11 protein-coding genes are annotated in these 14,923 nt (G+C 56.6%); 3 read left to right on the forward strand and 8 right to left on the reverse strand.

Annotated features, from left to right (window positions below):
- Nucleotides 1-44: 44 nt before the first annotated feature.
- The 5 genes from OSH09_RS15090 to OSH09_RS15110 all read right to left on the reverse strand — a co-directional run bounded on the left by OSH09_RS15090 (nucleotide 45) and on the right by OSH09_RS15110 (nucleotide 6,291).
- Complete coding sequence (locus OSH09_RS15090) at nucleotides 45-971, reverse strand: pseudouridine synthase (RefSeq protein ID WP_266121445.1); 927 nt, start codon at nucleotides 969-971, stop codon at nucleotides 45-47.
- 100 nt (nucleotides 972-1,071) lie between these two features.
- Nucleotides 1,072-3,726, reverse strand: coding sequence for a TRAP transporter permease (locus tag OSH09_RS15095; protein WP_266121446.1), 2,655 nt, complete (start codon nucleotides 3,724-3,726; stop codon nucleotides 1,072-1,074).
- 180 nt (nucleotides 3,727-3,906) lie between these two features.
- Nucleotides 3,907-4,905: a TAXI family TRAP transporter solute-binding subunit gene (locus OSH09_RS15100; RefSeq protein ID WP_266121447.1), complete on the reverse strand. Its 999-nt coding sequence runs from the start codon at nucleotides 4,903-4,905 to the stop codon at nucleotides 3,907-3,909.
- Between the two features lie 55 nt (nucleotides 4,906-4,960).
- Nucleotides 4,961-5,857: a MurR/RpiR family transcriptional regulator gene (locus tag OSH09_RS15105; protein ID WP_266121448.1), complete on the reverse strand. Its 897-nt coding sequence runs from the start codon at nucleotides 5,855-5,857 to the stop codon at nucleotides 4,961-4,963.
- A 155-nt stretch (nucleotides 5,858-6,012) separates the two neighbouring features.
- Nucleotides 6,013-6,291, reverse strand: coding sequence for an acylphosphatase (locus OSH09_RS15110; protein ID WP_207872894.1), 279 nt, complete (start codon nucleotides 6,289-6,291; stop codon nucleotides 6,013-6,015).
- Between the two features lie 183 nt (nucleotides 6,292-6,474).
- On the opposite strand from OSH09_RS15110, the gene OSH09_RS15115 reads away from it, so the two are divergent.
- A complete protein-coding gene (locus OSH09_RS15115; protein ID WP_266121449.1) occupies nucleotides 6,475-9,039 on the forward strand; it encodes an EAL domain-containing protein in 2,565 nt (854 codons plus the stop codon).
- Nucleotides 9,040-9,088: 49 nt separating this feature from the next.
- Here OSH09_RS15115 and rmuC read toward each other — a convergent pair whose 3' ends face one another.
- The gene (gene rmuC / locus OSH09_RS15120) at nucleotides 9,089-10,456 is read right to left on the reverse strand and encodes a DNA recombination protein RmuC (RefSeq protein ID WP_266121450.1); all 1,368 of its coding nucleotides are present in this window, start codon (nucleotides 10,454-10,456) and stop codon (nucleotides 9,089-9,091) included.
- Nucleotides 10,457-10,734: 278 nt separating this feature from the next.
- Here rmuC and OSH09_RS15125 point away from each other — a divergent pair, with 278 nt between their 5' ends.
- The gene (locus tag OSH09_RS15125; protein ID WP_207872888.1) at nucleotides 10,735-11,745 is read left to right on the forward strand and encodes an acyltransferase; all 1,011 of its coding nucleotides are present in this window, start codon (nucleotides 10,735-10,737) and stop codon (nucleotides 11,743-11,745) included.
- A gap of 33 nt (nucleotides 11,746-11,778) precedes the next feature.
- Here OSH09_RS15125 and OSH09_RS15130 read toward each other — a convergent pair whose 3' ends face one another.
- Together OSH09_RS15130 and OSH09_RS15135 are read right to left on the reverse strand one after the other, a co-directional pair.
- Nucleotides 11,779-13,026: a D-amino acid dehydrogenase gene (locus tag OSH09_RS15130; protein ID WP_266121451.1), complete on the reverse strand. Its 1,248-nt coding sequence runs from the start codon at nucleotides 13,024-13,026 to the stop codon at nucleotides 11,779-11,781.
- 106 nt (nucleotides 13,027-13,132) lie between these two features.
- Complete coding sequence (locus OSH09_RS15135; protein ID WP_207872884.1) at nucleotides 13,133-14,017, reverse strand: LysR family transcriptional regulator; 885 nt, start codon at nucleotides 14,015-14,017, stop codon at nucleotides 13,133-13,135.
- A gap of 147 nt (nucleotides 14,018-14,164) precedes the next feature.
- Here OSH09_RS15135 and OSH09_RS15140 point away from each other — a divergent pair, with 147 nt between their 5' ends.
- Nucleotides 14,165-14,833, forward strand: a complete 669-nt coding sequence (locus OSH09_RS15140; RefSeq protein ID WP_266121452.1) for a GntR family transcriptional regulator — start codon at nucleotides 14,165-14,167, stop codon at nucleotides 14,831-14,833.
- Nucleotides 14,834-14,923 lie beyond the last annotated feature (90 nt).

Here is a 14,923-nt window from a genome sequence, read left to right on the forward strand (position 1 = left end):
TCGACTCGTCATTGGCAGCCCGCTATGCACAGACCATATCGCCACTACGCCAACTCCAACTGTCGCCGACTGCTGAAACGCCGTGACTGACCCGTTACGGGGTCTACAAATGCAATATGTCGAGCCAGTAACTGCAAGGGTTGGCTGAAGTCATCCGCATCGCGCTCCGGCAACAGCTCGGGATAGAACACATCATTGACGATGGGCGCCCCAAGACTGCTTAAATGCACCCGTAATTGATGTTTTCGACCACTTTGAGGACGCAAGCGATACAGCGCCAGATGCTGCCCCTGCTCGGTATGCCATTGGCGCTCGCACACGATCTCAGTGCTGCTATTCGGTTCTCCGGCCACCTCTTCCATTACAAAGCGACCCGGCACCTCTTTCATACGGCTACTGTACAGCAGCCCATTCGCCAGCTTCTCTTGAAACGGCGCGACGGCTTCATATTCCTTCTCGATCTCGCCCTGCTGAAAAAGAGACTGGTACGCACCACGAGACGCAGGATCACGGCAAAACAGCAAGATTCCCGCTGTTTCCCGGTCCAGCCTGTGAATAGGACTGATGTCATCCTCTCCAAAATCACGGCGCAAACGAGTCAAGGCGGTTTCGGACAAATAACGACCACCCGGCGTCGTTGCCAGGAAATGCGGTTTATCCACCGCAATCAAACGCTCATCCTTGTAAAGAACAGGCATCTCAAACGGCACCACTGCTTCGTTTTCCACCATACGGAAATACCATAGCCAACGCTCCGCCTGATAAGGCGAGCCTGGCTGTTGGCGGACTCCGTCCTGGTCCAGAATGTCGCCACGGGCCAGCCTCTCCAGCAAAACCTCGGGGCTGACATGGGGGAAGCGTTCCAGCAAGAACTCTTCCAGCAGGCGCCACGAACCACGCGGACACCATACTTTGCTGGGGCTGACCCCATCACGAGACGCCAGGGGTGGGAGAGAACGAATAGATGTCATCACAAAAGCCAAACAGAAAACGGCCCGCTTGCGCAGCGGGCCTGAAATCCAGGGCCATCAGTGTACTACCAGCCGCCACAGGGGCGGCTGGCGCTTGAGATCAGGTTTGGGCAGCACCGTGTGCAGGCAAAGCACGCCGCATCCGCACACCCTGCCTTGTCCACAACCAGACCAGAATCAGGAATGCTGGAAGAAACACCCAGAACTCGGATGGACGATCGGGATGCGGCACTTTAACCTGCTGGATATCCCAGCCCTGCTCCCACCCCCCTCTGCGTGCCGAACTGCCAAAGGCAACCGATGCCACTTGAGCCGTGTCTCCAAAGGCCATGACCGTCAGACCTGCCAAAGAAAGGCGTTTGCTAGCCGCAGCCAGACCCGTCGCCTGATCTCCTTCCGGCAAGGCTGGCAGGGACACGGCAACCGTTTTCTGCAAATCCTTGCCTTCCAGGTTCATCCCGGCCAGTTGCACCACCAGATTGCCCCCGTCCGGCGTGTTCTGCACCACCTGCATCAACTCGGAGGCGGGACGACTTTGGTACTTCTCGCTGACATGATCCATGAACCAGTCCGGACGGAACAGCATGAACGTGACCAACAACAGCAAAATCGTCTCCAGCCAACTGGTTTTGATACGCAGCCAGCCCATTGTTGCCGCCGCAAATGCCAAAGAGGCCACGGTTGCGCCCACCACGACCAGGACCAACTCCCAGACACTGTGTATGCCGATCAACAAGAGCATGGGGTTGAAGATGAACATGAAGGGCAGCACCGCCGTACGCATGGCATAAGTGACGCCCTGCACCCCGGTCTTGATCGGGTCCTCCCCTGAAATGGCAGCGGCTGCAAAGGTAGCTAACCCCACAGGCGGCGTAATATCCGCCATGATCCCGTAATAGAACACGAACATGTGGACTGCAATCAGCGGGATTACCATTCCGCTTTGCGCCCCCAGCTCCACCACGACGGGTGCCATCAGTGTCGCCATCAGAATGTAGTTGGCGGTGGTGGGCATACCCAAACCCAAAACCAGGCACACGGCGGCGGTAAAGAACAGCATCACCAGCACATTGCCCATGGAGACCAGCTCCACAAAAGCTGTCATGCGCAGGCCAAGACCTGTCAGGGTAATGGCTCCCACAATCAAGCCTGCTGTCCCGCAGGCAATCCCGATACCCACCATATTACGGGCGCCTTCCTGCAGTCCTGTCCAGACCTCACTGATACCCTGGCGCAGCGGTTGAGCCGTTGCCTGCTTGCGGAACCAGGCGATGATGGGACGCTGTGTGGCCATCTGAAACAACATGGCCATTACAGCCCAGAAAGCCGACAGACCGGCAGACATCACCTCTACTGTCAGACACCACACCAAAATGCCGATCGGAATCAGGAAATACAAACCGGCACGTACGGTAGGCCAAGGCTCAGGGCGCACCGGCGTCTTCACATTAATGTCGGTGGGCAGATCCTCGTGGTCTGCGGCCACTTTCAGCAGGAACACATACAGCACCAGCAGCAAAAGCAGCAAAATCCAGATCGCCGCATCACCGGCTACTGCCTGAACTCCAACACCTATCCAGTAGACCAGGCCCATCACAATCAAGGTGCCGGCGGTGCCCATGCCCCACCCCGCCAGTTTCTGGGTAAAGGTCTTGGGTTTGCCCGACGCCATCATGGGCTGAATACCCAACTTCAGTGCTTCCAGATGCACGATATAAAACAACGCGATGTATGAAATGACCGCAGGCAGCAAGGCATGCCGAATGATGTCGGTATATGGGATGCCTACATACTCAATCATCAGAAAGGCAGCCGCCCCCATGACTGGCGGCATGATCTGACCATTGACGGACGAGGCTGTTTCAATCGCCCCGGCCCGAATACCGCCATAGCCTGCTTTTTTCATCAGGGGAATAGTGAAAATACCGCCCGTCACCACATTGGCGACGGAAGAAGCCGACACAATCCCGTTCACGGCCGAGGAGACCACGGCAACTTTGGCCGGCCCGCCCCGCAAATGCCCCAGCAAGGCAAACGAAACCTGCATCATGTAATTGCCCGCCCCACAGCGATCCAGCAAGGAGCCGAGCAGTACAAAAATAAAGATATACGAGACCGAGACGCCCAGAGCAACTCCGTATACGCCCTCCGTGGTCAGCCACATATGCGAGACCAGACGCTGCAAGGAGGCACCCCGGTGAGACAAGGCATCGGGCAGCCAGGGACCCAGAAAAATATAGGCAATAAAAACAATCGCCAGCACCGCCATGGGCGCGCCCAAAGAGCGCCGCGTCGCCTCCAGCAGCAACACCAGACCCATACTGGCCACCACCACATCCATCGTGGTGGGGATGCCGGGGCGAGTCGCCAATTCTTTATAGAAAAAGAACAAATACGAGCCGCAAAAGGCCGCAATCAGGGCCAACAACCAGTCATGAATCGGAATCCTGTCCCGCGCGGACTGCTTGCGGGCAGGAAAAGCCAGATAAGCCAAAAACATGGCGATACCCAAATGCAGGGCACGCGCTTCAGTGTCATTGAAAATGCCCAAATTCAGGGCAAACGGCAGCGGAGAGGCATACCAAAGCTGAAACAAGGACCAGCCTATTGCAGCCAAAAACAAAACCATGCCTGCAGCACCAGTCACTGAACGGCCACCACGATCGACATCGGCAACCAGTTTTTCCAGTTCTGCCGTCTCATCCTGTGTCAGGGCGATGTCCGGCCCCGTTTTTTTATGTTCTTGTTGTGTCATTTACATTTGTCTCCAGGAAAACCTGGCGTGGAGCACCGGCACCGCCGACACCGTCAGCCAAGCACCCGCTCTACCTGAGCCGGGCAGCCCAGGACCTCCAGACCAGAGGCAAGGTCACAGCTATGGCCATGACACTTGCGGCCAGGCTGGCACAGCCAGCCTGGTGTCAATCAGACTGTCTTACAGCAGCCCTTTTTCCTTGAAGTACTTTTCAGCCCCTTTGTGCAAAGGAGCAGACAGGCCATTTTTGACCATGTCCTCTTTCTTCAGATTCGCCAGTGCAGGATGCAGACGTTTGAAGTCATCAAAGTTGTCGAACACCGCCTTGACGACGTTGTAGACGGACTCTTCGGGCACATCCTCGGACGTCACAAAGGTCGCCAGAACACCATAGGTCTGGACGTCGTCAGGATTGTTGGGGTAGAGGCCACCAGGAATCGCGACCTTGGCATAGTAGGGATAAGTCTCGACCAACTTGTCCACTGCAGGACCGGTCAGAGGCACAAGCTTGGCGCCGCAAGAGGTAGTGGGATCCTGAATGTTGGCCGAAGGATGGCCTACACCATAGATAAAGCCGTCAATCTTGCCATCACACAGTGCCGGGCCGTGCTCATCCGGGCGCAGCTCCGAGGCCAAGGAGAAAAAGCTGTTATCCAGTCCCATGGCCTGCAGCAACTGATCCATGGAGGCTCGCGTGCCCGAACCCGGATTGCCTACGTTAAAACGCTTGCCCTTGAAGTCGTCGAACTTGCTGACATTGGCCTCTTTGCGAGACAGCACAGTAAAGGGCTCCGGGTGAATGGAGAATACCGAGCGCAGCTTCTTGTAAGCCCCGCCGTCCTTGAACTGGCCTTCACCGTTGTACGCGTTGTAGCCCACATCAGACTGCACCACGCCCAGGTCCAGCTCGCCAGCTTTGATGGTATTGACGTTAAAGACCGAACCACCCGTGGACTCCACCGAGCAACGCACACCGTCAGCATCACGATCTTTATTCACCAGACGGCAAATGGCGCCACCCGCCGCGTAATACACCCCGGTCACACCACCAGTCCCTATACTGACAAACTTCTGCTGGGCGCTGGCAGGCAAGGGGCTGAGCAACATGGCGCACATAGCCGCTGTTGCACTAAGCGCCCACACCGTTTTCTTGCCTGTTTTTTTGCTAATGTGTTCCATCTTTGTGTCTCCCATGGGGTCTCCCCTGTTTGTATAGCCGGTACGACCGGTTTCTTTACGTAGACGAAGCGGAGCCAACCGCCTCGTCCTGTTGCCAATAAACTCCCTGACTTCGAAATGAGGACTCCAATTGCGCCAGGCGCTGCACCACTGCCTTGCCGCCCAAGGTGGCAATTCGTGCCAATAAATGCTCGGCAACCGTGACGGTGCCCACTAGAGAATGAAAAAAACTGGCCGCTGGCTGCTCGCTGGTCTGCGCATCAAACAACAAGACATGCTCGGCGCCCTGCGCCACCGGAGACAGCACACTGTCCGTTATGGCGACCACGGTAATGCCACGCTGCACCGCCTGCTGCACACTATTGACCACTGTTTTCACATACGGAGCCTGGCTGATCACAATCAGCACCCCCCCGCTGTCCAGGCCAGCCTCCAGCTCCAGAAACAAGTCCACAGCCCGGTTCAGCAGAACGCCGTTACCGCGTATCAATTGATACGCATAATGCATCTGGAACGCACAGGCAAAGCTCACTCCCAAACCCATGAAACCCACTTTGGAAGCACCCAGAATCGCCTGGGCACAGGCGTCTAGCGATCTGACGGGATTAAGCCTCAAGACAGACTCCAGGGCCATCTCCTGTTGCTCCCCCAGGTCCCGTATTTGTTGCTCTGAAGCCCGGTTGCCTTGCAAATTCTGGGCCCGCGCTGCCATCGTGCCGCCATTGCGATGCAATGCCTGCTGAAACGGCTCACGAAAGCAGTCATAGCTTTCGTAGCCCGCCGCCTTGGCCAGACGAAGCATCGTGGCCGGAGCAACGGACAACTCCTGCGCCTGTTTGCGCATGGACCACAGGCTGACTTCAACCGGGTGGCGCTCCACCCATTGAGCAGCACGACGCAACTCGGGCGTCAGACCAGGCAAGATACGCTGCAAACGCAACAAGGGCTCCATTTGTCGTCCTACTCACACATCAACACAATAAAACGCATGTTAATCTGGAGAGCGTCAAAAAAAACAAATGTTTTCCTAGGGTTTGCCCGCTAATAACTATAATTATTTCTTTTCGGGGCGGGCCCAATCAACGCTGAGATCGCCGCTCGCGCTTGCTAGCGAATCTCAAAAAAATCATACCGCTTGTCGGTATAAGAGCGCTGTATATCCACGTGCTCAACCACCGCCTGCTCGGGGCCGATATACAACCAGCTCACCATACTGTCTATGGCATCCGCGCTGCCCTGCAACAGCAGTTCTACCGAACCATCCGCCGCATTGCTGACCCAACCTCTGACGCCATACAAATGAGCGTGACGCAGGGCACTGGATCGAAACCCGACCCCTTGCACCCGCCCCTTAACACACACCTCTACCGTTTCACAATCCGCCATTAACCTGCTCCCTGCTATTTGTGCCCGAAATGTGGCAGCATCCGCCCCACATCTCGATATTCAGTTAAATTAGTCACATCATTGTTGCATGACCGCACCCGCCCCCGATTACCTGCTTTGTGCAGCCTCTACCCTATGAATTTGCCCCGCCTTCTTACTCTATCGCTGCGCAGGGCAACGCACATGCTAGGCATGCTGGCCGTCCTGGGGTTTCTGACACCCTTTGCCCATGCTGCACCGCACTCCCAACAGCATATTGTGCGCGTCGGAATTTACGAAAATCCGCCCAAACTTCTGCTGGACAGCCAGGCCCGCCCCGGTGGCATTATGGGCGAACTCTTGCTGGAAATTGCCAAGCGTGAAGGCTGGACCCTGGAAGCCGTACAGTGCGATTGGCAACAATGCCTGAACGCTCTGCAAAATGATCTGCTGGATATCGTGCCAGGCCTGGCTTATTCGCCTGAACGAGCCGCTCTGTACAGTTTTCACAGCCGCGCTGTGCTGGAAGACTGGTCACAGATCTTCACGGGTAAAACCACCCATATCGGCGCACTCAATGACTTGAATGGCAAACGAATTGCCGTCATGAGCGGAACGCTGCAATTAACCCAGCTCTACAATATTTTGCAGAAACTGGAGCTGGGGTCCAAGCTGGTTATTACCGACTCCCAATACAGCGCACTGAAACTGGTGCAGAACAAACAGGCGGATGCCGCCGTCGTCGGCCATTTATTTGGGGTACGCCATGCGGGCGAACGCGGTCTGAAAACCGCCCCCATCCGGCTGGAGCCGACCAACACCTACTTTGTGACCGCCAAGGATCGACACCTGGATCTGCTGGCCGCCATTGATAGCCACATCAAGCAGTGGCAAGACAATAACGACCCGTTTTACACGGAAACGCTGAATCAGTGGGGTCTGCGCCTGATCGAAACACCGACCAAGCCCTGGATTATCCCCGCTCTACTGACGCTGGGTGTCTTGCTGACGATTGCCCTGCTAACCGTCACCCTGATGCGAATCGGCCTGCGCCGTCAGCGCAAGAAACTGGTCCGCACCGAGCACCATCTGCACACGGTGCTGGATGCCATTGATGCGTACGTCTACATCAAGGACGATCAGTTTCGTTATCAATACGCCAACCGCAAACTGTGCGAGGACCTGAACTACACCACGGCCAGTATCGTGGGTAAAACTGATCAGGACTTGTACGCCAACAAGCAGACCATCAACGAGTTTCGTCACAACGACGAGCAAGTGCTGTATAGCGGCGAGAGACTGGCCGTAGAAGAAGTCGTACGCGACCGCAAAGGCGATATTCGCGCAACCTTCTTCTCCATCAAAATGCCGGTCAAAGACCCCGAGACCCGGCAGACCAGCCTGTACTGTATTTCCACCAATATCTCGGCCCTGAAAGCCACCCAGTCAGAGAACTACCGGCTGGCGTTCTACGACCCGCTAACCGAACTGCCCAACCGCCGCCTGCTGCTGCAACGTCTGGAACGTCACCTGCAAACCATAGAGCCGTACAAACGGCCCGGTGCGCTGTACTTCCTGGATCTGGATCGCTTCAAGCACATTAATGATGCTCGCGGGCACGCGATCGGTGATGCCCTGCTGCGTAAAGTCGCACGCCGCCTGTCCCTGATTATTGATCCCCAGGACATTGTGGCTCGCCTTGGCGGAGATGAGTTCGTCATCCTGAAAATTCTGCATCCCGGTACTGTGCGTGACTGCTACAAAGAAGCGCTGGAATTTGCCGAGCTGGTGCGCACGCGCCTGGAAGAGCCCTACAGCATCGAAGGCCACTCCTATCTGAGCAGTAGCAGTATTGGTCTGGCCCTGATTACCGACAGCACGCTGACCTCGGAAGACCTGATGCGGCAGGCCGACACGGCCATGTATCGCTCCAAGGAAAACGGCCGCAACCAGATCACCTTGTACGAGCCCGGCATGCAAGAGGCGGTCGAGGAGCATCTGAACCTGCAGCATGACCTGCGTTTTGCGATTGGCTCAGATCAATTGCGCCTGTTCGTACAGTCTCAATACGACAAGCAAAACCGCATTTGCGGGGCCGAAGTGCTGCTGCGCTGGCTACACCCTACTCGCGGCATGCTGACACCCAATCTGTTCATTCCGCTGGCAGAAAGCACGGATCTGATCACCCCGCTGGGCGACTGGATCATGGCCTCGGTCTGTGATTTGCTGCTGCAAACCCAGCAGTGCAACTTCCCGATCTCCATCAATGTCAGCCCGATTCAGTTCCGCCGCCCCGACTTTGCCCGCCGCACGCGTCAGATTCTGGAAAGCAGCGGCGCACCCGCCCACCGCTTGATCTTTGAAATTACCGAAGGGGTGCTGATGGAGGACTTTGCCTCCGCCAACAGCATGATGCGCGAGCTGAAAGACGTGGGTATCCGCTTTTCCATGGACGACTTCGGCACGGGCTACTCCAACCTGGCGGCCATCCGCCGCTTGCCCCTGTACGAGTTGAAAATGGACCGCAGCCTGATCCTGGGCGTGCCTATGGAACAGGAAGCCAATGCCATTGTGCGCACCGTCCTGGCGATGGCCCGACAATTGGGACTGCATGTGGTGGCGGAAGGCGTGGAAAACGAGCAACAAAAAGAGTTCTTGCTACGCCGTGGCTGCCACGCCCTGCAAGGCTATCTGTTCTGTGCGCCTCAATTGGTGGAACAGTGGCTGGAAGTGATTCAACAAGACTGCGGGCCGGTGGAGCCGCAGTAAGCTCCAGCATCGCCTATGTAAAATTTGTCGGCAACTGGTCTGAACACCATCAGGTATCAGCTTCCTTGTTTTGGCCAGGCCCCTCATCCTCCGGCAACACCCAATCCAGCCGCTCGTGCTCTATATCCGTATGCAGAGGCTCGATTCCCGGCTGCGTACGTTTGGCACGCGCTGATAGCTCGGCAAAGCGGCTGACCTTGCCATACAGGCCCTGCTGCCCGGCCAGCGCTGTCACTGTACTGTTGTAGTGCTTGCCTGCCTGCCCCAAGGTTTCACCAAGCTTTTTCAGGCGCTCCGCCAGAATGGATACCTGGTTATAGATATCCCCCGCCCGCTGACTGAGCTCGTGCGCCTGCTCGTTACTGCGCACCATCATCCAGATATTGGCCACGGTACGCAAAATAGGCAGCAAGGTCGTGTGTGAGACCATCAGGACGTTCTTGCCCAGGCCGTAGTCAAACAAACCGTGATGCTGTTGCAGCGCCTGCATATAAGCCGCTTCGATAGGCACGTACATGAACACAAAACCAGGGCTGTTCAGACCCGACAAGGCGCTGTAGTCCTTGGAGGCCAGATCATCAATATGATTGCGTAGCGCTTGCACATGGGCCTGCAGGCTTTGCTGGCGCTCTTCCTCGGTCTCCGCACGAATCGCCCGGTCGTAATCCACTAGCGATACTTTGCAGTCCAGCACCAGGTGCTTGTCCTGCGGCAGGTGCACCACGAAGTCAGGGTAGCGCAGGCGGCCCTGCTCGTCACGGGCCTGCCATTGGGTATCGAAATGCACCCCACGCACCAGTCCAGCAACTTCCAAAGTTTTTTCCAACTGGGTCTCGCCCCAATTACCGGTGGTCTTTTTATCGCCTTTCAACGCGACCGCCAAAGAATGGGCCTCGGCACTCATGCGCAGACCCATTTCCTGCATGCGTTGCAGCTCCAGGCCCAAGGCCGTCTGACCCTTGACCGACTCATCATGCACCTGATTCACACGTAGCTGAAAACCGGCCAACTGCTCGCGGAAAGGTCGCAGCATTTCATCCAGAGTGCGCTGACTATCCTGGCGTAGTGTTTGCCCTTTGGCCTCCAGAATCTGCTGGGCCAAGGACTCGAACTGCAGGCGCATTTGCTCCCGGCTGTGCTCCAAGTCTTCTTGTATGGCCTGATTACGCATCTGCTGGGCCTGCAACTGGGCCTCTCGACGTATCAGTTCTTTATCCAGCTCCACGGCACGTTCCTGGGCGTCCAGCGTTTGCTCCTGAGCCTGGGCCAGCTCCTGCTCCAGACGGGCGCAGCGATCCTGCAGTGCCTGCTCGATAGGTGCACTCATGCGCGCTCGCAGCCACAGCCCGAGCAGCAAGCCCAGCGCCAAGGCGACCAAGGCAATCAGCACATCCATTCCCGTCAAGTCCAACTGCATCCACCGTACTCCTGCCCAGCTCCGCCATGTCAGGAATGCCCCGAATGGTCTGTCTGGCTAAGCCTGCTATTTAACCGTATAACGCTGGTAATTTATACACCCTTTTGAGGCTAGGCTCGAAAGGAGATGGGATGACTTGATCTACCCCGGCCCATCAGGAAACGCCTCCCCTCATCGTCACATCCCGTCAAAACTGGACGCGAAATCCCGTATTTGGGGGACAAATCAGAAACGTCTGCTCGTTAGCATGGGGAGGTCTCTGATTTTTATGGCTTGTCATGAACTGGATTAGCAATGCACGGATTGTGGCGATTTTTTCTGTCGTCTGCCTGCATATCGCCGCCTACGCCGTCCTGAATGCCGAACTGGGCACCGCCAATTGGTGGAGTGGCAATCTCTACGATGCTGCCACTCGCTGGTGTGTCCCCGTGTTTGTGATGGTGAGTGGCGCGTTGTTGTTAGAGCCCCGCCCGCAGGAAGGCATGAAGCTGTTTTATCGAAAACGCGCGGCACGGGTCTTGTTACCGCTATTGTTCTGGACCGCTTTCTATCTAGGCTGGACAGCCTTCAAGCAGCACTGGTGGACACCGGAGGCGGACCCCTACCCCTATCTGGAACGCCTGCTGCAAGGGCGGCCCTACTTTCACCTGTGGTTTCTGTACATGATTGTGTTCCTGTACCTGTTCACGCCCTTTTTGCGGCGCATGGTACAGAACACCAATCTGCGGCAGTTAGCGGCATTAACCGGGGCGGCTTTTGTGCTGTCTGCCCTGAGCACGCTGAGCAACCCGGACCTGAACACCCACTCCGCACCTTTCTTTACCTGGTTCCTGTCCTATCTACCCTACTTCTTGCTGGGTTATCTGCTGCGCAAAGTGCCGGTGACTGTGCCTCGCTGGCTGACTATCACCGTGCTGTTGAGCAGTATTGCTGCAACGGCCTGGGGCTTTTATGCGCTGGCCATGACGCACGATAGGCAAACGGGTGCGTACTTTTATGATTACCTGAGCATCACCGTCATTCCCATGTCCATCGCGCTAATCCTGCTACTGCGCGACTGGAACCAGCCTTTGATCAACCCACGTATCAGTGCCCATCTGGCGGAGCTGACCTTGGGGGTGTATTTGATCCACCCCTGGCTGATCGACCTGATGTACCGCTATCTGTTCACCGCGCTGGATTTCAACGCACTTTGGTCGATTCCGGTTCTTGCTGTCGCCATCTATGGTCTGTCCCTGTTGCTGACGGCGTGCTTCAAAGCCACGCCGGTTTTGCGGGCGACAGTCTAGAAAACTACTTAAAAAATAAAAAAATGGGCGGGTTTAAGGACGGAACGGTGCATCATCAATGGGCGAAGCCTCACCCGTCAGATGCGCCGCCAGAATCGCCGCACTTCCGCAAGCCAAGGTAAAGCCCAAAGCACCATGACCTGCATTCACCCACAAGCGGCCTGCCAGCTTGCTGGCGCCCACCACGGGTTTGCCTGACGGAGTCGCTGGGCGCAAGCCAGCCCAGGTCTGCGCCTGTTCCAGCGGCAAGCCAGGGAACAGATCCTTGACCTGCTGCTTCAAGGTCGCCATACGGGCAGCAGGAATATCCAGACCATCAAAACCAATATCCACCATCGCTGCCATACGCAAGACTTCACCCAAACGGGCGTACACAATGCGCTGCTCGTAATCGGTAACGCTGATAGCGGGTACAGCCTGGTTCAGGCCTTCCAAGGGCAGGCTCAGGCTATAGCCTTTCAAAGGATAGATCAGCGGACGGCCACCTAATTGACGCAGCAAAGGCACCGTACCCATACCGCTGGCCACCACAAACTGATCTGCCTGGATCTCGCCTTCTGGCGTTTGCACGGCTCGAATATCACGCCCTTCCACCACAAAGCGCTGCACGGGCGTGCTCAACTTCAGTTGATAATCGCTGTCGTTTTGCATGCGCTCATGCAGGGCCATCGAAAACAGATAGGCATCCCCCGCTTCCTCGCTGGGGGTGTAGATCGCCCCTTGCAGGCGCGAACCCAAGGCTTGCAAAGAAGGCTCCAGCTCCAATACCTGAGCCGCTTCCAACACTTGCTGCGAAGAGCCCATATCAGCCTGCAACTGCGCCTGCTCACGCGCATGCTGGAAAGGGCCAGGGCTGCGGAAAGCAATCAGCTTGCCATTGGTCTGATGCGCAAATTCCAGATTGAAGCGCTCCTGCCAATCGTGCAGGATGTCTCGGCTCAAGTAAGACAAGGTCAGCATCTGGGCCGTGGTGCGACGCACCACATCGCCCCGGCAGGCTTTCAAAAAATGCAGCAGCCAGCGCCATTGCTGTGGGCTAAGTGCCGGTTTGAAGCGCAGTGGCGAGTCTTTATTCAATAACCAGCGTGGCAAATCCTTGAACACGCCAGGATCGGCCAGGGGGGCCACATAGCTGTAGCTGAGCTGTCCGCCATTGGCAAAGCTGGTCTGCCCGGCCACTTGCGAACCGGCCTCCAGTACCGTGACCTTCACCCCTTTCTGGCGCAACATGAACGCGGTGCTCATACCAATGACACCGGCGCCGATAATACATACATGCATGGAAATACCCCCAATAACTGGACTCTATTGTCTTGGGGGCAAGGTCACAGCGCCAATGAATAGTTGGCGCACTCCATAACCCAGGGTTATGGTTTTGGCTTTCTGCCTAATCCGGAAAACGACATTCCAGCAGGGCCTGCCGGATGTGATCCAGCACACGTTCACGGGAGCCGGAACCGGCGTCATCATGAGCCGTCAAAATGCTGACGGGGATAGGCAAAGGTTCTGGCAAGCGATGGATAACAAGGCCTCGGCCTTGCATGGCGCGGGCGGTGACCAGATCCACCAAAGCCTCGCCTACCCGCTGCAGCACCAGGCCACAGGCTACGTAATGAGTCTGAACCCGCATGAAGGGAGCCACATCGGGGACATAGCGCTGCAGCAGGTCCTCCACCATCGCACCCACAGGATCGTCGGCATCTAAAGCGATGAAAGCACGCTCGGCCATCTCTTCCCAATGGCGCAAAGGAGCAACACCCGGCAAAGTCACATGGACCAGTTCGGTATGAGCCAGAACCTGCTGCTGCACACCGGACGACTCGCCCTGATCAAAGCTCATCACCATGTCCAGATCGCGCGTTTCCAGGGCTTGCAGCAACTCCCCACTGTGATGGGTACGCAGCTCGAAACTCATGGCCGGGTGAGCCTGACGGCAGCGGCTCAAGGCCACGGGCAGTAGCTCCAGACCAAAGGCCGGGCTGCTGCCAATACGCCATAAACCCTCGTGATGGGAGCGCAGATTGCGCGCCAAGCGGCTGACGTCATCCAGATTCTGATGCAGACGCGCAACGTAAGGGGCCAGAATGCTGGCCTCGCGGGTGGGGATCAGACGGCCACGCACGCGATCAAACAGCCGAAAGCCTAGCTGCATTTCTGCCGTTGCCAGCATTTTGCTGGCGGCAGGCTGTGAGATATGCAGCAACTGCGCAGCCTGCGTCAGAGAGCCGCCACGGCAAATCGCATCAAAAATTTCTACATGCCGCCACCGCATCGACTGACCCTCCTGGTGCGTGCTGGTCTGAAAACACCCCATTATCCTGCAACTTGGCCTGACAGAAAACGCCTCAGCCCCCTGCGCTTACTTGGTATCCTATAGCCCTTTGAGTCTTTTGCCGTGCGCCAGACGCCGGATGAGCTTATGGCTGCCAACCCCTACAAAAAACGCGAACCCAATATCCGTGAACAAGTCTATGGCATGCTGCGCCAGGACATTGCCCTGGGAAAAATCGGTTTTGATGTCCGTCTTGTCGACAACGAAATTGCAGCCAGCCTGAATGTCTCCCGCATGCCCGTACGCGAAGCACTCATGCAGCTAAAAAATGAAGGGGTGCTGGACGGTACGTCGCGCGGCTTTGTGCTGCGGGTGTATACGCCACAAGAGATTGAAGATATTTACGCAGTGCGTGCCCTGCTGGAACCTCCTGCGGCACAACTGGCCTGCGCCAATCAAAGCAAGGTGGGCATATTGGCACTGGAACAAGCCTTGAGCCGGATTGAGGCGACTCACCAACAAGGCGACCCTATCGACAATATTCAGGCGAACTGGGCCTTTCGTAGCGCCTGGATCAGCATGGTGCCCAACAAGCAACTGGTGGACACCATGGAACGCCTGCACGACAGAGCTGATCAGGCGCGCACAGCCTGTTTGCAAGATGCCCAATTCCGTCTGGAAACCATGCAACGCGCCAAGGCGATATGCACCGCTTTTAGCGAGCGCCAGGAGAAACAGGCAGCGCAGTTGATTCTTGAAAACCTGATTATTTGCGGCTCGGCGTATTGCATCAAGCAGGCAGAGTTGCTGGCCTAGCTGCTGTTGATGACAGACCACGAATCACCCCATTGCTAGACACACCATCCGTCTAAATGGCGTCACTCCTGGCTTCATAGGTTAATAAAA

The organism is Alcaligenes parafaecalis, assembly GCF_026344135.1.
Taxonomy (GTDB): domain Bacteria; phylum Pseudomonadota; class Gammaproteobacteria; order Burkholderiales; family Burkholderiaceae_B; genus Alcaligenes; species Alcaligenes parafaecalis.